General features: G+C 62.7%; 15 protein-coding genes and 2 tRNA genes. 8 read left to right on the forward strand and 9 right to left on the reverse strand.

Annotation, left to right across the window (positions count from 1 at the left end; genetic code table 11):
* Positions 1-87: 87 nt before the first annotated feature.
* The gene (locus MA04_RS14815; RefSeq protein WP_262461255.1) at positions 88-1,029 is read right to left on the reverse strand and encodes an SDR family NAD(P)-dependent oxidoreductase; all 942 of its coding nucleotides are present in this window, start codon (positions 1,027-1,029) and stop codon (positions 88-90) included.
* 49 nt (positions 1,030-1,078) lie between these two features.
* On the opposite strand from MA04_RS14815, the gene MA04_RS14820 reads away from it, so the two are divergent.
* Positions 1,079-2,023 carry a LysR family transcriptional regulator gene (locus MA04_RS14820; protein ID WP_262461257.1) on the forward strand — a complete coding sequence of 315 codons (945 nt, stop codon included), beginning with the start codon at positions 1,079-1,081 and terminating at the stop codon, positions 2,021-2,023.
* Between the two features lie 347 nt (positions 2,024-2,370).
* Entirely contained in the window at positions 2,371-3,165 is a 795-nt protein-coding gene (budA, locus tag MA04_RS14825) for an acetolactate decarboxylase (protein WP_262461259.1), read from the forward strand.
* A gap of 6 nt (positions 3,166-3,171) precedes the next feature.
* Here the strand turns inward: budA and MA04_RS14830 are convergent, their stop codons facing one another.
* Positions 3,172-4,347: a C4-dicarboxylate TRAP transporter substrate-binding protein gene (locus tag MA04_RS14830; protein ID WP_262461261.1), complete on the reverse strand. Its 1,176-nt coding sequence runs from the start codon at positions 4,345-4,347 to the stop codon at positions 3,172-3,174.
* Between the two features lie 219 nt (positions 4,348-4,566).
* Between MA04_RS14830 and MA04_RS14835 the strand changes: the two genes are divergently transcribed.
* Positions 4,567-6,192, forward strand: coding sequence for a class I adenylate-forming enzyme family protein (locus MA04_RS14835; RefSeq protein ID WP_163121184.1), 1,626 nt, complete (start codon positions 4,567-4,569; stop codon positions 6,190-6,192).
* Positions 6,193-6,282: 90 nt separating this feature from the next.
* Here the strand turns inward: MA04_RS14835 and MA04_RS14840 are convergent, their stop codons facing one another.
* The 7 genes from MA04_RS14840 to MA04_RS14870 form a co-directional block, all read right to left on the reverse strand.
* Positions 6,283-8,112: a long-chain-acyl-CoA synthetase gene (locus MA04_RS14840; protein WP_163121181.1), complete on the reverse strand. Its 1,830-nt coding sequence runs from the start codon at positions 8,110-8,112 to the stop codon at positions 6,283-6,285.
* Between the two features lie 368 nt (positions 8,113-8,480).
* The gene (locus MA04_RS14845; RefSeq protein ID WP_163121179.1) at positions 8,481-10,433 is read right to left on the reverse strand and encodes an acetyl/propionyl/methylcrotonyl-CoA carboxylase subunit alpha; all 1,953 of its coding nucleotides are present in this window, start codon (positions 10,431-10,433) and stop codon (positions 8,481-8,483) included.
* Positions 10,434-10,435: 2 nt separating this feature from the next.
* A complete protein-coding gene (locus MA04_RS14850; RefSeq protein ID WP_262461263.1) occupies positions 10,436-11,251 on the reverse strand; it encodes an enoyl-CoA hydratase/isomerase family protein in 816 nt (271 codons plus the stop codon).
* A gap of 119 nt (positions 11,252-11,370) precedes the next feature.
* Complete coding sequence (locus MA04_RS14855; RefSeq protein ID WP_163121175.1) at positions 11,371-12,528, reverse strand: acyl-CoA dehydrogenase family protein; 1,158 nt, start codon at positions 12,526-12,528, stop codon at positions 11,371-11,373.
* A 219-nt stretch (positions 12,529-12,747) separates the two neighbouring features.
* A complete protein-coding gene (locus MA04_RS14860; RefSeq protein ID WP_262461265.1) occupies positions 12,748-14,358 on the reverse strand; it encodes an acyl-CoA carboxylase subunit beta in 1,611 nt (536 codons plus the stop codon).
* A 27-nt stretch (positions 14,359-14,385) separates the two neighbouring features.
* The gene (locus MA04_RS14865; RefSeq protein ID WP_262461266.1) at positions 14,386-15,258 is read right to left on the reverse strand and encodes an SDR family oxidoreductase; all 873 of its coding nucleotides are present in this window, start codon (positions 15,256-15,258) and stop codon (positions 14,386-14,388) included.
* Between the two features lie 62 nt (positions 15,259-15,320).
* Positions 15,321-17,096, reverse strand: coding sequence for an acyclic terpene utilization AtuA family protein (locus MA04_RS14870; protein ID WP_262461267.1), 1,776 nt, complete (start codon positions 17,094-17,096; stop codon positions 15,321-15,323).
* A 212-nt stretch (positions 17,097-17,308) separates the two neighbouring features.
* On the opposite strand from MA04_RS14870, the gene MA04_RS14875 reads away from it, so the two are divergent.
* From MA04_RS14875 to MA04_RS14895, 5 genes are all read left to right on the forward strand, one after another.
* Positions 17,309-17,917 carry a TetR/AcrR family transcriptional regulator gene (locus MA04_RS14875; protein WP_262461268.1) on the forward strand — a complete coding sequence of 203 codons (609 nt, stop codon included), beginning with the start codon at positions 17,309-17,311 and terminating at the stop codon, positions 17,915-17,917.
* On the forward strand, positions 17,914-18,114 hold the full coding sequence (locus MA04_RS14880) for a hypothetical protein (RefSeq protein WP_262461269.1): 201 nt from the start codon (positions 17,914-17,916) through the stop codon (positions 18,112-18,114). The genes MA04_RS14875 and MA04_RS14880 overlap by 4 nt, the downstream gene beginning before the upstream one ends.
* Positions 18,115-18,243: 129 nt before the next feature.
* Positions 18,244-18,319: transfer RNA gene (locus tag MA04_RS14885), tRNA-Val, on the forward strand.
* Between the two features lie 20 nt (positions 18,320-18,339).
* A tRNA-Asp gene (locus MA04_RS14890) sits at positions 18,340-18,416 on the forward strand.
* Positions 18,417-19,011: 595 nt separating this feature from the next.
* Positions 19,012-20,361, forward strand: a complete 1,350-nt coding sequence (locus tag MA04_RS14895; protein ID WP_262461270.1) for a hypothetical protein — start codon at positions 19,012-19,014, stop codon at positions 20,359-20,361.
* Positions 20,362-20,476: the final 115 nt, after the last annotated feature.

Genomic DNA, 20,476 nt, shown 5'->3' on the forward strand with positions numbered 1-20,476 from the left:
TGAACAGGTACCGGCGTACTGTCTGGGATGTGAGTCTTCTCGCACCGGTTATGCACCGGCTTATCCACAGAAGTTGTGGGTAATTGCTCAGGCAAAGCCGCTCAGTAATCCCCCGTCCACCAGGAACGAGGTACCGGTGACGTAAGAGGCGTCATCGGAAGCCAGCCAGACCGCGACCTTGGCCACCTCTTCCGCTGAGGCGATGCGGCGCACCCCGCGAACCAGTTTATTGGCCCGTGCCACCGCTTCCGGGTTGCTGCCGGTGGCACGCCGGAACATGGGCGTATCGGTTATGCCCGGGGCCACCACGCAGGCGCGCAGGCCCTGATCGGCGTAGTCGAGAGTGGCGCTTTGCGCGAGTGCTTCCAGGGCGGCCTTGCTGCTGGCGTACGCGGCGCCGCCCGGGCGGGTGGCGTAGGCGTGCTGGGAGGAGGTGATGACGATGCGTCCCGCACCGCTCTCCAGCAGCGGCGGAATCTGGTATTTCATCGCCAGGAAGACGCCGCGCAGATTGGTGTGATGAATATGCTCCCAATCCTCCAACGTCAATTGGTGCAGCGGTTTGAACAACACCTCGCCAGCGTTGTTGTAGCCCACGTCCAGGCGCCCGTAGTGATCCAGTGTTTTATCGATAAAGGCGCGCACCTGCTCCGGCCGGGTGACGTCCGCTTCTATATACAGAGCCTGGCCGCCTTGTCGCGTGATCTGCTGTTGCACCTGTCTGCCCAGTTCGGTGCGCCGGCCGCAGAAGGTAACCCGGGCGCCTTCGGCGGCGAACAGGCGGGCGGCGGCGGCACCGATGCCCGAAGTGGCGCCGGTGATGGCAACGACTTTGCCGTGGAAGCGGCCTGGCTGGCGTGGTTGTGCAGGAGGCGATGCCGCCAGGGCGGCGCTGGCGGCAAGTCCGGTGGCTCCCAGCTTGAGAAAACGTCGACGATCCGGGGTCATGGATTCAATACCTTCGCGGTGAAAAAGGGGGATTCCCACCATGCCCTCCAGCAAAGCGGGGATAAATGGGGCCGATCGCATGGTATTTTTGACTCCGAGTCATTAATGCATGCTTGGCAAGGCGGTCTTCATGTCCCTGGAAACCACGGAAATCAGTGTCTTCGTCAGTGTCGTCAAACTGGGCAGCTTTGCCCGTGCCGCGCAGGAGCACGGCATGACCCCTTCCGGAGTCAGCCGCGTGGTATCCCGCCTGGAGGAGCGGTTGGCGGTACGCCTGTTGCAGAGATCCACCCGGCGGTTGTCGCTGACCGAATCCGGTGCCGTGTTGTTCCGGCGCGGCCAGCGTGTTCTGCAAGAACTGCAACAGACGGAAAGCGAGGTCACCGCCGCCAGCCGGCATCCAAAGGGCGTCGTCCGTGTCAACGCACCGGTGGTGTTCGGGCGGCAGCACATCGTGCCGTTGCTGAAACCGCTGCGTGATCGCTATCCGGAGCTGTCGATTGAACTGGCGTTGAGCGATCGCTTTATTGATCTCATCGACGACGGCGTGGACCTGGCCATTCGCATCGGCGCACTGGAGGATTCCCGTCTGGTGGCGCGCCGGCTGTGCGCCAACCGGCGTTTGCTGGTGGCCAGTCCGGCTTATATTCGCCGCCATGGCGTGCCCCGTGAGCCGAAGGAACTGAGCGATCACCAGTGCCTGATCTTCACCGCGCTGGAGAAGCCGCGCCATTGGCGGCTGCAGGGGCCCGAGGGCACGGTGTCGGTACCGGTGGCGGGGCCCGTGGTCTGTAATAACGGTGAGGTGCTGACCGAGGCCGCCAAGGCCGGCTTGGGCATCGCCATGGGGGTGACGTTCTCGATCGCTGACGCGCTGCTTTCAGGTGATCTGGTAAGGGTCTTGCCGGAATACGAATTCGAGCCCTCGGCGGTGCATGCGGTTTACCCGTCGGCGCGGCAACTGTCGCGCAAGGTGCGGGCGGTGGTGGACTTCCTGGCGGAATCCTTGCCGGGGCCGCCGTCCTGGGATCTGGCATTGCGCGGCAAGGTGGTGGGGTTTGAGCCGACGCCCTGATGTGTGGGGCGGCACGGATACGGATCAAGCTGCCTGTTGCCAGGTGGGGAGAGTCGACGGGCAGCGTTCCAGGACACGCTGCAAGCACATCCATGTGGGCTCGGGTTTGGCCTTCCCTGGCCAAACACGGTCCTGGAACGCTGCCCGCCGACTCTCCACGAGCTCTGAAACCGCCTGCTTCGACCCACCTCCCGAGCTACGCGGCGGTATATGGAGCGACAGTGGCCCATGAGCCGCGAGCTGTAGGATTGATGAGCCTCCGGCAAGAATGCCTTGAGGCACCGGGGCTGTTTCATGGTTCCGCCGCCGCCTAGTCTGGGGGGCTCATGAACCTCGAGGAGAAACGGATGAGAAAAGCGGCGGGCATTTTTCTACTGTCGATAGGGTTGGCAACGGGCGCCCGGGCGGAATTGGCGCCGGAAGATCTGGTCTATCAGTTGGCGCCGACCGCCGCGTTGAGTGCCGGTGTCCTGGAGGGCGGCACTCGCTTCAGCCGGATGCTGGCACTGGGGGACTTTGGCCTCGGCGCTCTTAGCCCGGTGGACGGCGAGGTCATCGTGTTGGGCGGCAAGGCGTACCAGGCCGACCTGGAAGGCCGGATCAGGGCGTTGTCGGAGCAGGAGCAAACCCCGTTCCTGACGGTCAAGCGGTTTACCCGGGATCAACGCTTCACCTTGCCGCAAGTGCGGGGGATGGCGCATCTGGCCCGTGCCCTGGATGCCCGATTGCCGTCGGTCAATGGCGTTTACGCGGTGCGGCTGGACGGGCGTTTCCAAGCTCTGAAATTACGCAGCGTGCCCAGGCAAAAGCCGCCATATCGGCCCATTGATCAGGTGGTAGCCGAGCAGAACGTGTATGAGCTGGCTGATGTGACGGGTACTCTGGTGGGGTTCCGGTTGCCGGATTACCTGGCCGCGGTCAGCGGTGCCGGCTATCACTTTCACTTCATTGACTGGGAGCGGCGCCGGGGCGGTCATCTGCTGGACCTGCGTGGTGAAGACCTGACCGTGTCCGTGGACAGGGGGGCCGGGGTGGCGCTGTTGTTGCCGGAAGACGAGGCTTTCGCCGATGCCGACTTACGCTTGGACTCACAAAGCACGGCCCGCTTTCAGCGGGCCGTGCGAGGGGAAGCAGGGCAGTAAGGGTGGTTACAGCCCGTACTGGCTGACGTCCACTTTCGAGTAGATTTCGTTCCAGTACAGGTCCGCCAGCGCCTCGCTGCTGTCCACGTCCTTGACCAGTGTCATCCATTTTTCCAGCAGAGGACGGAAGGTGGCGATCATCTCCGCGGCGTCGTCCACGCCGTATTTCTTCTGGTAGTTGGCGGCGATGGTCTCCATGTCCTTTTCGATGAACTGCTCGGTGGTGGTGACCATGGCGTCGTCGGCTTCGTGCATGGCGATGCCTTTTTCCTTGGCTTCCTTGAGCGCGCGCTCGTCATCTATCCGGTAACCCCAGGTGGTGTGCGCGTTGGAGTCGGCCGCGGCATGCAGCAGCGCTTTGCGTTGCGCCTCGGTGAGCCCCTGCCAGACTTTGCGGTTGGTGCTCAGGGACAGGCCTCCGTAGATGCCAAGAGGGGCGCCCAGCGTGATGTCGGTGGTGACTTCCATCAGGTTGAAGCTGATCAGTTCGGCGGCGGCCTGCATGGTGCAGTCGACGGCGCCCTGGCTCAGGCCCTCGTAAATCTCGTTCACCGACATGGTCACCGGCGTGGCGCCCAGCGCTTCGGCTGCCCGGGCCCATTGCGCGCCGCCCACGCGGACCCGCTTATCGCTGAGATCCTTGAGCGTATCCACGGGCTTGTTGCAGAGAAAATAGTAGGGGGATGCCGCCGAACCGCCGCTGAAAACATGGTCGTGTGCTTCCCATTCCGCGACACATTCCGGGCAGTGCTCGAACACGAACTCGCTGACCGCGCCGGCGTAGGCGAGGTTGGACAGGGATTTCGGAGCGCCCATCAGGTCGGTGAGCATGGTCAGCTCGGCCACCAGGTTGGTGCGCGGATACTCGGACGGGAAATAGGGATAGATCATGGAGCCGATGTCGGTCATGCCTTTTTCCACCCCGCCGGACATCTCCGCGAAGCTGAGCAGGGACATCATATAAACCTTGGCGGTGAGGTCGCCACCGGAGTGCTCCTTCAGGGACTTGGCGAACTGCTCCGCCGACAGGCCGCCGATGGAGTTGGGGGCGGACCCGGTGGCGAAACGCAGCTGTTCCGCGCTGGCCCCGGAGCTGAACAGCAGGGCAGCGAGAGCGGCAAGCAGGACAGAGAATGCGGGGCCGCGACGGGAAGCCGCGCCCCGTGAACGAAATACCGACATGGGAATGTTCTCCTTCTTATATAACCCGAAATGGGTCTTTCATCCTGTCGGTGGGCGGCGGCAATTAACGTCGTCGGAATGGACGATTATGAAAGCGCTCCGGGCCGGCCGCTGGATCGCGATAACGGTTCTGTCCCATGGAGCTCGTTCGATCCGACGATGGTAGCGGTGCCGGCAAGGGGTTTAATGGGGCAGGTCAGGCCATAACAAGGACAAGTCATGATTTTGCATTCCCGGCAGTGGATTGATCACTACATCGGCGAGGGGCGTTGGGGCCAACGCACCTTATTGGACCAGTTCGAACATAACCGCGACGCCAACCCGGACCGGGAAGCGGTGGTGGATCCGCCTGACCGGCCGGATCTGGTCGGCACGCCGGCCCGTTCGCTGAGCTATCGGGAGTTTGGCCAGGCGGTGGACGCCACCGCCGCGGAACTGATCCGGCGTGGGTTGGCTAAGGACGACATCGTGGTGGCCCAGCTCCCCAATATCTGGGAGCTGGCCATGCTCTACCTGGCGGTGGCCCGCGCCGGTGGCGTTCTTACCGCGTTGCCATTGCAATGGCGGGCCACCGATGTGGGCTATGTGGCGGAACTCACCGGCGCGCGTTTGTATATCGCCGCCGATCACGCCAAGGGCTTTGATTATATTGCCATGGGCAGGGCGCTGGGTTTCGAGCAATGTCTTTCCCTGGCCGAACTGACCGCCATCGCCGAAGGGCCGGTGGGGCCGTTACCGCCAGTGACGGTGGACGCCAACGATATCTTCACCCTGTGCTGGACCTCCGGGACCGAGTCCAGCCCCAAGGGCTGCCCGATGAGCCACAACAGTTGGTTCTCCCATATCGGGCCGCTGATGCGGACCGCCGGGCTGCGGGAAGGAGACCGGCAATTGTGTGTGGCGCCGCTGGTCAACATGACCGCCCTGGGCGTCAATTACGTATCCTGGCTGGTTTCCGCCGGCACCCTGGTTCTGCATCACCCGCTGACCATGCCGGTGCTGTTGGAGCAACTTTCCGAGCAGGACATTCACTTCACCATTCTGGTGCCGGCGGTACTGAACATGATCGCCAAGCTGCCGGACGTGGATCGGATTGATCTGTCCTCGGTGCGCGCCATCACCACCGGTTCGGCGCCGCCGTCACTGTGGACGTTACAAGAATTCAAGCGTCGCTGGGGTATCGAGATCATCAATATCTGGGGGCAGAACGAGGGCACCTGTCTGATCGCCGGGCCGGCGGATGTGCCGGAACTGGAGCGGCGGGTGGATCACCTGCCGTTCTGGGGCAAGCCCGGTTGCCACTGGCCGTCCGGTGTGGACGGGGTAAACGTCAAGCTGCTCGATGACGAGGACCGGGAAGTGAGCGGGCCGGGAGACATCGGCGAACTGTGCTATCGGGCGCCGAGCCTGTTCGCCGGCTATTTCAAGCGGCCGGATCTAACCGAAAAAGCATTCACCGCCGATGGCTATTTCCGCACCGGTGATTTGTTCGTGATCCGGGATGACGCCCATGTCGGTTTCCATGATCGCAAAAAGGACATGGTGATCCGGGGCGGCTTCAATATTTCCAGCGCGGAAGTGGAGAATGCTGTGCAGGCGCACCCGGCGGTGCTGGACGCAGCGGTGATTCCGCAACCGGACGAAGTGATGGGGGAGCGAGTGTGTGTCTGCGTGGTGGCGCGGGAACCGGCGTCGCCGCCAACCCTTGACGATATTACCGGCTTCCTGCGCGAATCCGGCATGAGCCTCTACAAGCTGCCGGAGGCACTGCGCCTCGTCGATGCGATACCCCGTAACCCGGTGGGCAAGATACTGAAACGGCGGTTACGGGATGAGGTGGGGTAGGGCCGCCGCACCGGATTCGCCAGCAGGGCTGGCTCCTACAGGCCAGGCTATGAGGCCGCTGTAGGAGTTTGCCCTGCAAACGAATTTCACTCAGAAACGATATTCGCCGCCGTCGATACCCTTCTGCATTTCTTCGCTGAGGCGTTGGTAGCAGTTTTCGCCGGGCAGCAGAACGTAGACCGGATCGTCGTGTTTGCTCAGATCGTATTTCTCGTCCTTCAGCTTGTTTTTCTGGTGCTTGAAGGTGCCGGTGGTTTCCACTCCATGGTCGGTAATGCGCAGGAATACCGGAATGGCATAGGGCGGCAACTCACGTTTGAGATAGTCGCACAGGGCCTGGAAATCCACGTCGTCGTGGGGACGGTCCAGACGCAGCTCGGCCATGCCGGCGCGGCCGTTGGTGTCGGGAATTTCCACACCGTAAACCACCGACTCGATGATCGCCTCGAAACCATCCAGGATCTGTTCCACTTCGGTGGTGGAGACGTTTTCCCCTTTCCAGCGGAAGGTGTCGCCGAGACGATCGACGAACTGGGCGTGACGGAAACCAATGTCCCGCATCATATCGCCGGTGTTGAACCAGGCATCGCCTTTCTTGAACACGTCGCGGAAGATGGCCTTTTCGGTTTTTTCCTTGTCGGTGTAGCCGTCGAACGGGGTTTTATCGGTGATCTCGCCGAGCATCAGACCGGACTCGCCTTTGCTCACCTTGATCATGAAGCCCTTGGCGTCGCGCACCGGCTGATCCGCTTCCTTGTCGTACTTGACGATGGCGTAGCTCACCGGGGAAAAGCCCACGGTGTTGTCGAAGTTGAACACGTTGGTAAAGGCCACGTTGCCCTCGGAGGAAGCGTAGAACTCCTCCACGCGCTCAATACCGAAACGCTCCTTGAAGTCTTTCCAGATACCCGGCCGCAGACCGTTGCCAACGATGGTATGCACGCGGTTGTTGCTGTCGTCGGCCTTGCGGGGCTGCTCGTGCAGGTACCGGCACAACTCGCCGACATAGCCGAACGCGGTGCAGTTATGTTGACGGATATCGTCCCAGAAGCGGCTGGCGGAGAAGCGGCGCGCCAGCACCAGGCCACCACGGGCGGCGATCACCGAGGCCCAGCAGATAACCATGCCGGTGGCATGGTAGAACGGCAGGGTGCAGTACAGGCGGTCGTCCTTGTCCAGGCGCACGGCGGAATAGCCGAAAGCCCCGAACGCTTTTTGCCAGCGGCCGTGGTTGAAGACCACCGCTTTCGGCAGACCGGTGGTGCCGGAGGTGTAAATGTAGAACAGTGGATCCTTGAGGCGGCTCTGGTTGGTGCCGGCCGGGTTCTCGCTGGAGCAATTCTGGATCTCGGTGGCCAGGTTCTTGTAGCCGGCCGGGGCTTCTCCCGGGTTTTGCAGCGTGTCGGCATCGGCCAGGTAGAAGAAGTTGGTCTTCAGATCCAGATCGTCACGGACTTCCTCGACGGCTTCGATCAATTCCCCGCCGATGATGGCGGCCTTGGGCTCCACCAGATTGATGCTGTGGGTGAGGACCTTGCCACGCTGGGAGGTGTTCACCAGGGCGGCGCAGATACCCAGTTTGGCGCAGGCCAGCACCGTGGCCACCAGTTCCGGGCGGTTCTCGATATCCACAACAACGGTGTCGTCTTTCTTCAGCCCGATGGAGGCGAAGTAGTCGGCGATGCGGTTGGCCCAGGCGTTGAATTGCCGGTAGGTGAGTTCGGTATCCTGGTGGATAACGGCGATGCCGTTGGGGTTGGCGGCGGTGGCGGCCTCGAATTCGACACCCAGACCCAGCGGTTTGGTGGTGTCGGTGATCTTGCTCATCTTGGAGCCCTTCAACAGCCCGGGCAGATTGGCAACGATCTCGGGAACCTTCGACAGAATCTTCGGCAACGTAATGACGTCGGCGCTGCTCATGGCATCTCCACTCTCTGATTCTCTATGTTCTTGGAATACCCGGGTCGCGCCGGGAGTCCACTACCAGCAAAGGGCTGAAAAGGGTTTCTCCGAAGGCGTGCCGCTACCGCCCTCGACAACGGAGGGGGAGGTGCGTCGTGACCCGGAGATGACCAAATATTCGCGGCGAACAATCGTAAGTTGACCGCGGATGGGGCTACCATAACCGGCGCTCCGGAGGCGGGCAAGCGGTGATCGAACGGACCCATCGGTCACCGTCTTGATTGGTTAAAACATCGCCAATCGCGACAATGGAACCCCACGCCAGCCGCCATTCAAGCACAGCCCGGAGGCCGGGGCATTTGCCCGTCCGCCGGGGAGCAACGCCATCAGGTCGGGACCACGTCCGGGTCCAGGACCACCAGCAGCTGCTGGCGCCGTACCTGATCGCCCACCGCCACCGCCACCTCGGTCACGGTGCCGTCGCAATCGGCCTTGAGCACATGCTCCATTTTCATCGCCTCCATGACGGCCAGTACCTGACCGCGCTGGACCCGGTCGCCGACGCTGGCGGCCAGGCTCACCACGGCGCCGTCCATGGGCGCGCTCAGCCGGCCGGAGCCGGGGCCGTCCCGGCCGGCGGCCGGCTGGTGGGTCAGGTCCTGAAACAGCGCCTTGTCGGTGCCATGTTGCAGCCACAACTGATCCCCGTGTCGACACCATTGAAAGCGCCGGCGGATGCCATCCACTTCGGCGATGACGGATTCGTCGTCGACATCCTCCAGTACCACCGGTACGTCACCGACGACACGAGGGCCCTGGAGAGTGAGCGTCCGGCTGTACTCACCACAGCCCAGCGTCAGGGGCTGCGCGCCCAGGGCGCTGGATTGCCAGCCGCGGCCGGGGCCGCCCCGGCGGCGATCCTGTTGCCGGGCGAACAGCAGGGCCGCCACCGACCACAGGGCATCGCCGGGTTGCGTCGGCGTGAGGCTGGGGTCGGCGGCGAAATCGGCGCCAATAAAGGCGGTGGTGGCTTCACCGGCGGCGAACACCGGGTGGCGCAGGATGGCGGCCAGGAAGGCGCGGTTGTCATTGACGCCGGCGAGCACGGTGTCTTCCACCGCGCGCAGCAGCCGGCGCCGGGCCTCGTCCCGGGTGGCGCCGTAGGCAATGATCTTGGCCAGCATTGGGTCGTAGTGGCTGCCCACCTGGTCGCCTTCACGCAGGCCATGATCCACCCGGACCCCTTCTCCGCTGGCCGGGCGCCAGCGTCGTACCGGGCCGGTTTGCGGCAGGTAGCCCTGGGCGGGATCCTCCGCATAGAGACGGACCTCCATGGCGTGGCCGGTCAGGGTGACCTGGTCCTGGGTCAGCGGCAGGGCTTCGCCGGCGGCCACTTTCAGTTGCCAGGCCACCAGATCCTGACCGGTGACCAGTTCGGTGACCGGATGTTCCACCTGCAGACGGGTGTTCATCTCCAGAAAATAGAACTCACCGTCGGCACCGAGCAGGAACTCCACCGTGCCCGCGCCCACATAGCCGCAGGCGCGGGCGGCACTGACCGCCGCCTCGCCCATGCGCTGCCGCAAGGTTTTGTCCAGGGCCGGGGAGGGGGCTTCCTCCACCACTTTCTGATGGCGGCGCTGCACCGAGCAATCCCGCTCGCCGAGGTGAACGACATTGCCATGGTGATCGCCGAAAACCTGAATTTCCACGTGGCGCGGCGTGCTCACCGCCCGCTCCAGGATCAGCTCGTCGTTGCCGAAGCTGTTGCGGGCTTCCTGGCGGGCGCTGTTCAGTTGCGCCGGAATCTCCGCCTCGTCGGTGACCACGCGCATGCCGCGTCCGCCGCCACCGGCACTGGCCTTGATCATCAGCGGCAGGCCGATACGCCGCGCTTCTTGCAGCAGGGTATCGTCACTCTGATCTTCGCCCTGATAACCGGGCACACAGGGCACTCCGGCCTCTTCCATGGCGATTTTCGACAGCCGTTTCGAGCCCATCAGCCGGATCGCGGCCACCGGCGGGCCGATAAAGGTGAGGCCGGCGTCCTCGCAGGCCTGGGCGAAGTCGCCGTTTTCGGAAAGGAAACCATAGCCCGGGTGGACCGCGTCGGCGCCGCTGCGGCGGCAGGCGTCGAGCAGCGCGTCGATGTTGAGGTAGGAAGCGGTGGCATTGGCCGGCCCGATACAAAGTGCTTCATCCGCCAGCCGTACATGGCGGGCATCGCGGTCCGCCTCGGAATACACCGCCACGGTGCGATAACCCAGGGCCCGGGCACTGGCGATGACGCGGCAGGCGATTTCGCCACGGTTGGCGATCAGAATTTTGTCGAAGCTCATGGTTATTCCTTATCCGTCGACCAGGACGGTGCGCGTTTCTGTACGAAGGCCAGTGTGCCTTCCTGACCCTCCTCGCTGGTGACGGCGTCGGCGAAGTCCCGGGCGGCCTGATCAAGCACCGCGTCCAGCGGCTGCTTGTCCACGCTCAGCACCAATTGCTTGGTCACCCGGTTGGCGTGGGGCGCGCAGCGGCGGATTTGTTCCAGTACCTGCCGCAACCGTTGCTCCAGCTCCTCGGTGGAATCGGCTACCTCATGCACCACCCCGAGCGCCTGGGCGTCGTGACCATCGAAGCGGCCACCGGTGAGCGCCAGCCGGCGGGCCTGGGTCAGGCCGATGCGGCGTACCACGAACGGGGCGATCTGCGCCGGGATCACGCCCAGGCCGGTTTCCGGCAGCCCGAAGCGGGCATCACCGGCAGCCAGCGCCACGTCGGAGACGCAGGCCAGACCAAAACCGCCGCCGAGCACCGCGCCTTCCAACACGCACACCAAAACCGCCGGCAGCCTTTCGGCGCGGCTGACCATGGCGCCGAAACGCCGGTTCAGGGTGAAGAACGCCTGATCGTCGCCGGCCGCCGCCTGCTGACGGGCGCCGGCCATGTCCTTGATGTCGCCGCCGGCGCAGAAATGGCCGCCGGCGCCACGCAACACCACGGCACGGACATCCGGATTGGCTTCCACCCAGTCGAATACGGCCATCAGTTCATCAACCATGATCAGGCTCATGGCGTTGCGGCTTTGCGGCCGGTTCAGGGTGATGAACAGGACGGAGCCGTCCCGGTTGAGAGTGATCGTTTCGGTTTCAGGTAGCGTCATGGTTGGTCTCGTTCGGTATTGTATTCGCTTGCAAGCAAGCTCCCACAGCGGCTTCGTAGCCCCTCTGTGGGAAGCTGCTTTAGCAGCGAACGGCGTGTTAGCGTGCCAGCGTGTCCCTATCAGCGTTTCTTGCCCGGCAGCGTGTTCATGGTCTTGCAGATGATGCCGAGCATGATTTCGTCGGCGCCGCCGCCGATGGAACCGAGCCGGCCATCACGATAGAGCTGGCTGGCCGGGTTGTCCCACATGAAGCCGTTGCCACCCCAGAACTGGAGGCAGGAGTCCGCCACTTCCCGTGCCAGCCGGCCCACCTTCAGCTTCGCCATGGACGCCAGTTGCAGCACGTCCTGGCCGTTGATGTAGAGATCACAGGCGCGGTAGGTGAGGGCGCGCAGGGCTTCCACTTCGGTTTGCAATTCGGCCAGCCGGAAGTGCACGGTCTGATTGTCCAGCAGACTCATGCCAAACACCTTGCGCTCGCGGGCGTACTCGATGGTTTCGCTGATCACGTGTTCCATGCCCTTGAGGCTGTTGGAGGCGGCGAACAGACGCTCTTCCTGGAACTGCATCATCTGCATCATGAAGCCCATGCCTTCCTGGCCGATCAGGTTGCGTTGCGGCACGCGCACGTTATCGAAGAACACCTGGGCAGTTTCCGAAGAGCGCATGCCCAGTTTGTCGAGCGGTTTGTCCACGGTGATGCCGGCGGCGTCCTTGGGGACCACGATCAAGGACTTGTTGATGTGCGGCTTGTCATCGGAGGTGTTCGCCAGCAGACAGAAAAAGTCGGCGCTGGGCGAATTGGTGATCCACATCTTGGTGCCGTTGATGACGTAATCGTCGCCGTCTTTTTTCGCCGTGGTTTTCACCGCCGCCACATCGGAACCGGCCTGTGGCTCGGAAACGGCGATGGAGGCCACCATGTCACCGGCGATGGCGGGAGCGAGATAGTCCCGGCGCAACTCGTCGGAACCGAAGCGGGCCAGGGCCGGTGTCGCCATGTCGGTCTGCACGCCCACCGCCAGCGGCACGCCACCGCAATGCACCGTGCCCATCTCCTCGCTCATCACCATGCCGTAGGAATAGTCCAGCCCCATGCCGCCGTACTCCTCCGGCTTGGTGACCCCGAGCAGGCCGAGATCGCCCATTTTCTTGAACACCTCATGAATCGGAAAGCGGCCGGCCGCTTCCCATTCCTTTACATGCGGATTGATTTCCTTGTCGACGAATTGGCGTACCGTGCGGCGCAGTTCTTCATGTTCCTGGGTAAACTTCATGACACACTCCTGCTATGCGTTCTATTCGATTTGACTGACGTCGAGACTGATTCTTTAGCCGCTGTGGGAGCTTGCCTGCAAGCGAATATCACTAAACGTTCGAGCGAACCCGATTCGCTTGCAGCGGCCCGCCGCCCGGACAAGCTCTCACAGTGGCCGAAAAGCACCGGCTTTTTTGTCTTTCGCTGTCAACTGTCCACTATCAACTGTCAACTTTTTTTAAAGTCGTGCCACGCCAAAGGTGTTGCCATTGAGTTGGCGGTGTTCCGCCTGGCGGCAGATATCCAGAACATAGGCCAGCACCCGGCGGGTATCGCGTGGGTCAATGATGCCGTCGTCCCATAAATGGGCGGTGCCGTACAGCGCGGTGGATTGCGCGTCCAGTTTCTGCGCGGTGCTTTGCTGCAACATCTCCAGCACTTTCTCATCCGGTTCAATGCCGTTGGCCCGTTGTTTGGCCTCGGCGACGATACGCAGCACCATGCCGGCCTGCTGGCCGCCCATCACCGCCACCCGGGAATTGGGCCAGGCGAAAATAAAGCGTGGATCCAGACCCCGGCCGCACATGGCGTAGTTGCCGGCGCCGTAGGAGCCGCCGATGACAATGGAAATTTTCGGCACCCGGGCGTTGGCCACCGCCTGAATCATTTTCGATCCGTGTTTGATCACGCCGTTGCGCTCGGCGTCGGTGCCGACCATGAAGCCGGTGGTGTTGTGCAGAAACAGCAACGGGCGATTGCTCTGGTCACATAATTGAATGAACTGGGCCGCCTTGGCCGCTCCGCGCGGCGTGATCGGCCCGTTGTTGCCGAGCACACCCACGGGTTGGCCTTCGATGGTGATCCAGCCGCACACGGTGGCGGCGTCCCAGTCGTTCTTGAAGTCGACGAAATTGGAGTCATCGGCGATCCGCGCGATCACCTCACGCACGTCGTAGGGTTTCTTGGCGTCGTTGGGCACCACGCCAAGCAATTCCTTTTCATCGTAGCGTGGCGGCGCCCAATCATCGGCGGTTGGCGCATCGTCGCGCCAGCCGAGCACGCCCATCAGGTCCCGCGCCTGGCGGATGCCATCCGCGTCGTCGTCGGCCAGATACTCAGCGGTGCCGGCCACACCAGTGTGCATTTCCGCGCCGCCCAGGTCTTCGTCGGTGGCGATCTCGCCGGTGGCGGCTTTCAATAAGGGCGGCCCGGCCAGGAACATCTTGGCGCGGTCACGAACTACGATGACGTAATCGGAGAGGCCCGGCTGGTAGGCGCCGCCGGCGGTAGCGTTGCCGTGCACCACGGTGATCTGTGGGATGCCGGCAGCGGACAGCCGTGCCTGATTGGCGAAAGTCCGCGCGCCCTCGACGAACACTTCCGCGGCGTAGTTCAGATTGGCTCCGCCGGATTCCACCAGACTCACTACCGGCAGCTTGTTCTCCAGGGCAATGCGTTGCAGACGCAATGTTTTGTTCAGGCCGGACGGGGTGATGGTGCCACCCTTGATGGCCGAGTTGGACGCCGTGACCAGGCAGCGCACTCCGGCCACGTAACCGATACCGGCGATGCTGCCGCCGCCGGCTTCGGTGCCGTCCTTGTCGTCGTGCATACGATAGCCGGACAGGTTCATCAGGCTGAGGAACGGCGAACCCGGATCGAGCAGGCGGGCGACCCGCTCATGGGGCAATAGCTGACCCCGTTTTTCGAATTTGGCGCGTTTGGCTTCGGAGGCGTCCACCACGCCTTGTTCGATGGCGCGAAATTCTTCGACTGCCTTGAGCATGGCATCCCGGCTTTCGCGGAAGCTGTCGCTGTTCACGTCCAGGCTGGTTTCGAGTACGGGCATGATCGGGTCCTGTCGGTTGGCGCGGAATCAGTCTTGTTTGAAAATGGCGGGAGTGATGGCGCGGTGGAAACCGTCATAGGGTTCGCTGCGCTGGTGCTCCGGCAACGGGAAGATGGCCACGTTGCCCTGGCTGGCGCCGCCGTCGATACGCAGCGTGTCGCCGCTGATGAAGGCGGCGGCGTCGCTGAGCAGGAAGCAGATCGCCGAGGATACTTCCGCCTCCACACCCATGCGTTTCAATGGCACCGCCGCACGCAGGGTTTTAAGAATGTTCTGAAACGCTTCCGGATAGGTGTCCATGCCGGAAGAGGCGATCCAGCCCGGAGCCACCGCGTTCACCCGTACGCCGCAGCATCCCCATTCCACCGAGGCGGTCTTGGTGAAGTTGTCCATGCCGGCGCGGGCGGCGCCGGAGTGCCCCATGCCCGGCATGCCTCCCCACATGTCGGCGACGATGTTGACGATGGCGCCGCCGTGTTGGTTCATGCCTTGTGTGAACACTTCCCGGGCCATCAGAAAGCCGCCGGTGAGGTTGGTGCGGATCACCGTTTCCCAGCCTTTCTGGCTGATCAGTGCCAACGGAGCGGGAAACTGGCCACCGGCGTTGTTGACCAGGCCGTGCACCTGGCCCACTGCCTGGTAGATCTGGGCCACTGTCGCGCGCACCCGTTCTTCCTCACGGATGTCGCAACTGAAATACAGGGCCTCGCGGCCGGTGTCCTGCTGTATTTCCCCGGCCACTTCTCGCAGCTTGTCTTCGCCGCGGCCGATCAGTATCACCCGGGCTCCGAGCGCCGCCAATTCATGCGCGGAGCAACGGCCAATACCGGAACCGCCGCCGGTGACAATGATGTTGCGGTCGGCGAACAGGTTTTCCCGAAAGACGGAACGGTAGGACATGGTTTGTTTTCCTTTATCAATGAGCCAGGTGACGGCCGCCGCCGGGGCAGGCCGCCACGGAGTCAATGCAGAGCCGCGGCCAGGGTGTTGGGGACCGCCACCGGCATGTCCAGCAGCTGTTGCGCGAACGCCTTGCCCTGCGGATCAATGCGCAGACTGGCGATACCGCCGCCGCCCAGGGCGTTGCGCAGCAGGAAATTGAAGGCGTGCATGCCGGACAGTTCCCAGCGGCGGACCGAGCCGGTTTCCGGATCGAGCACATGCCGCATGTAGTCCGCCACCGCGGTTTCACTCAGTGCCGCGCGTAAATAGGGCAGGTAAGCCGGGTCCCGGGCGATAACGCCGATGTTGGCGTGGTTGCCTTTGTCGCCGGAGCGGGCCCAGGCCAGTTTCACCAACGGTACCTCGATGTCACCGGAGGCAGTCTCGCCGTCTGCTTGCGGGGCTGGCTCCGCCAGCGGTTTACCGGCGGGAATGGCCACCGGCAGGGTTTCGCCGTTGACGTCCACGGTGACCGGCACTTTTTGTTTGGCGATAAGGGTGGAATAAAGACGAATGCGGGGCATCGGCTTGGGCCGGCCGCCGACCAGACCGGACAGGCCCGGGGCCATGCCGGTGGCGGCCTGGGCGATTTCCCGGGCGAACAGACCCAGGGCTTTGCGGTCGTCGTGCAGGGCGGCGATTTTCACCACGACTTCGCGGCTGTCCTGGCGGCGCGCCTGATTGCCGTAGGTGGTCTCGCTGCCGAGGATTTCCACACTGACATCCCGGAACGGAGCCAGCCCCGCCTGTTTGAACTGCGCCGCCACCTTGCTGAGGATGGCGTCCGCCACCACCCGGCCCTTGGCGGGAGCGTCGATGCCGCCCATCAGGAAAGAGGCGGTGATGCGCTGGCCGTCGGGGTAGGTGGCGGACACTTTGTAAGTGTCGGTGGGGGCGAGCCCGCGCGCACCGTTGACTTTGACCCGATCCGTCCCGTCCCGGGTGAGGGTGACGTTGGTGAAGTCACAGACCACATCGGGAAGGATGTACTGGCGCGGGTCGCCGATCTCATAGAGCAGTTGCTCGCCGACCGTGGCAGGGGTGACCAGGCCTCCGGTGTCCGCCGGTTTGGTGATCACCACGGTGCCGTCCCGATGGCATTCGGCGATCGGGAAGCCCATGTTGTCGAAGCCGGGCACATCGCGCCAATCGGTGAAGTTGCCGCCTGTGCATTGGGCGCCGCACTCGATCAGATGGCCGGCCAGGGAGCCCTGGGCCAGCCGGTCGTAGTCGGTATCCGGCCACTGGAACTCATGCAGTAACGGGCCCAATACCAGGGCGGAGTCGGCGATGCGGCCGGTGAGCACCAGGTCAGCGCCGGCGTCCAGAGCGGCCTTGATCGGCAGGGCGCCAAGGTAGGCGTTCATGGTCACGGTGATCGGCGGCAAGGCCGCGCCGGTGTCCATTTCCCGGCAGTCGGCGAATTCGGCCCGGCGAGGATTCAGATCGTCGCCTTCCACCAGGGCGATGTTCAGCTCGACGCCGGCCTCGGCGAACGCTTTTCGCAGGGCATCCCGGCAGGCGCGGGGATTCACGCCGCCGGCATTGCTGATCACCTTGATGCCCTTGTCCTTGATCTCCCGGGCCAGCGGCGCCATCACCTGGGTGACGAAATCGTGGGCGTAACCGGCGTTGGCGTCCTTCATGCGCGCCCCGGCCATGATCGACAGGGTGACCTCGGCCAGATAGTCGAACACCAGATAGTCAATATTGCCCTGGCGGACCAGTTGGAAGGCGGCGCTGTTGGTGTCGCCCCAGAAACCGGCGGCGCAGCCGATGCGGGTCAGGTCGCTCATGGTGTTGTTCCTTCCTTCATTACAAACGGGCAAGTGGGCAAATGGGCCGGTAACGGAGTGGCTCAACACTACCAAGCAAGCGCTTGGTATGTAAATATGGGATCGGCCACGACCATTGACCGAAACGCTCAGGTCCGCGGCCAAATGGGCCAGCGGCATTGTCTGATGCCTAATTGTGTAATGCGTATAATGCCGTCCGATCAGGAGGAACCATGACACAAGCACGCGCTGTACACGGCATAGACGACAGCCCGCGGGGGCGTCTGCTCAGTGCCGCCGCCCAGCTGTTCCGAGACAAAGGGTATGAACGCACCACCGTGCGTGATATCGCTGCCGTGGTGGGGATCCAGAGCGGTTCCATCTTCCACCATTTCAAAACCAAGGAAGAGATCCTGTTCGCGGTGATGGAGGAGGTGATCCACTTCAACACCGAGCGTCTGCGCGCCGCCATCGCCGCCGAGAACCGGCCGGTGGAGCGGTTGCGGGCACTGGTGCGCGCGGAATTGACCGCCATTGTCGGCGATACCAGCGAGGCGATGACGGTGCTGGTGACCGAGTGGCGCTGCCTCAATGCGGACAAGCAACGCGAGGCACTGGCCTTGCGGGACATTTATGAGCAGCTCTGGCTGGACGTGCTGGAGGATCTTCATAAGGAAGGCCGTTTCCGCGCCGATCCGTTTATCATGCGGCGGCTGATCACTGGCATGACCGGCTGGACCCATAACTGGTTTGATCAGTCCCGCAGTCTGTCGGTGGAAGGGTTGGCGGACCTGATCGTCGACCGGGTGGTGGGCGAGGAAAGTGAGGAGGGCGCGGCGTGATCGGCAATGGCTTCGCCTGGGGACGCACCGGCTACACCATCATGGAAGAAGGGGAGTTGGACCGCGCCACCTGGCAGTTGAAGGTCAGCCATTATCTGGTGGCCGAGCCCAGTGGCCGGACCGTGCCCGGGCGCTTCACCCTGGAGCAGGCGAAAAAGTGGATTGAAGAACAGGAGTCGGGGGCTGATTCCGGCTGAAATGCAGCCAAAAAGGGCGTTTATTCGACAGTGCGACGAAAATATGAACGAACGGCAGGTTTTTTCGCAGAAAGCCGTTGACACTCCGGGGCCAATCCCTAAAATGGCGCCCACTTCGCAACGCGATGCGGGTGGTTAGCTCAGCTGGGAGAGCATCTGCCTTACAAGCAGAGGGTCGGCGGTTCGATCCCGTCACCACCCACCAGTTTCCCTAGTGGAAAGTTCGGAGCGGTAGTTCAGTTGGTTAGAATACCGGCCTGTCACGCCGGGGGTCGCGGGTTCGAGTCCCGTCCGCTCCGCCAATGTTTTTCATGATCTTAGCCTTTTTCCATGTATTAAGGAGCCGCATCGAGTGTTTCGATGCGGCTTTTTCTTTTGTGGCGCCAGGCCACCGCGGAACTTCCTTCCCTCCTGATGTTCTTATCCTGTAAGCGCCTTTTGACCCCTGTCATGAAAGGGTCACCAAGGGGACGCTAAAGTTGATCCGACAACCTTTGATTAGACAACTCTTGATTCAACAACTTTTGATTAGACAATACGGGATGAAACGTAAAGGAGAATAACCATGGATCATTATTTCGAAGAACGACTGCAGGAAAAACTGTGGCTGGAAACCCTGGAAGAGCTGGTTGAAGGCGACTGGGAAAACGACGACGACGGTGTGGAGCTCTGATCCCCCGTCGTCGTCACCCCTCCGGCCCGATGGGCCAACCCCTCCCGATTCTGTGAAGCACTCAGCGTTCTGATTACCTTTCCCGAGCAACCCCTTTCTTTTACCTAAAAGCCGGTTCACACTTTTGTCGTAGCTGTCTGTGATCGACAGATTGTGACGAGCCTGGTCACCTGACGGTCCGCAAGGCGGATAAAACGATAAAGACATGACCCGGGGAAGGCGAGATGGCGGGGTCCTCCGTTACCTCTGAAGCAATAGTGTTCTTTGCCGAGCACCACATCACCAAAAGCATGCTCTACGCCGACTTCGAGGCGATTCTGGATGGCATGGTGGGGGTGCCGGAGTTCGCTCGCAAAGAGATGCGCGGTGGCTACTGTCTGATCAACGGACAGTTGAAGGTCAAGGCGCTGGTGTTGTTTCTGATCGGCTTCGACGAAGACGGCATGGCCGATACCACCTGGAATATCCCATTGCGCCACCTGGCCGAGCACGGTGGCCCCGGCCCCGACATGGGCAGTGGCCCGATCCGGTTGGCCTGCCGCAGCCAGTGCCCGGTGGCCTGGCACCAGGACCAGTTGTGGGATCCGTCGATGAAGCCCGGCGCCAACGATTTTGTCGCGGTGCGGGATCTGCTGCGCCAGCGCGGGCCGAAGATGGGCCTGGAGATGGACGAGGATCTGCCACCGCCGACGGCGCCGCCGGTGCTGTCCGAGGAGGACATTCCCACTCTCGGCGCCGCCGAGCCGGATCCGGAACGGGTCAGGCTGGCCCGCACCATCAAGGAATTGCGTCTGCGCATCCATACCCTGGAGAGCGGACAGAAGGAAGAGATGGCGCAACTGCGCTATGCCCAGCAGCAGAAAGAGGAAATCCTCAATACGCAGCTGGAAAAGGTGCTGATGCAGTTCAAGACACTGAAGTCCCAGAACGCGGCGTTGCGCGAACAGAGCGGCTCACTCAAGGAACAGCTGGAGGCGCTGCGCCGGGATCAGCAGGAGCAAGCCGCTCAGGACCGCGATCAGGGCAGTGAAACGGAGCGGCTGCGCCAGCAGTACCAGTTGGAGCTGGAGCAGCGCCTGGAAGAAGAACGGGCGCGCCTGTCCGATGAATTGCACAGTAAGGAAATGGAAGTGCTCAACCGGGACGACCTGATCGCTCAACTGCGCAAGGACGTGGCCGGCCTCAAGCATCAACAGATGAAAGTGAGCAATGCCGGCGGCGAGCAGATGCTGCGTAAACTGGAGAGCCTGGGGCTCAGTTTCATTGCCTTCCATCCCGGTGCCGGCCATGTCTCCATCGGCGCCGATCAGATTTCCGATTACATGGAAAACCCGCTGGCGTTCGCCGCCCGTAAATGCCTGGTGACCGAGGATCACTACCGTGCCTGGCTGGCTCACTATGAGAATCCGGTATGCCAGGTGGCGGTGGGGCCGGAGGCGCGTGCCTGTGGCAAAAGAGTGATTCGGGTGGACGTGCCGAATCAGTTCAAGCCGGGCGTGTCCGACTGTAATTCCAACCGCTGTCCGCACTGCCGTTCGGATGCCGCCATCGATAATGTGCTCAAGTTCCGGTAATCGTGCCGCGAACTGGTAAGTATCTTGCTTCAAGACTGTTAAACAAACGCTAAGCATGCCGGATCGCGCGGGTCGGGGGGACTCGCACGATCAAATAATAAGGGGGGGAAGCCAT

Origin of the sequence: Alloalcanivorax balearicus MACL04, assembly GCF_025532145.1 — a bacterium.
GTDB lineage: Bacteria > Pseudomonadota > Gammaproteobacteria > Pseudomonadales > Alcanivoracaceae > Alloalcanivorax > Alloalcanivorax balearicus.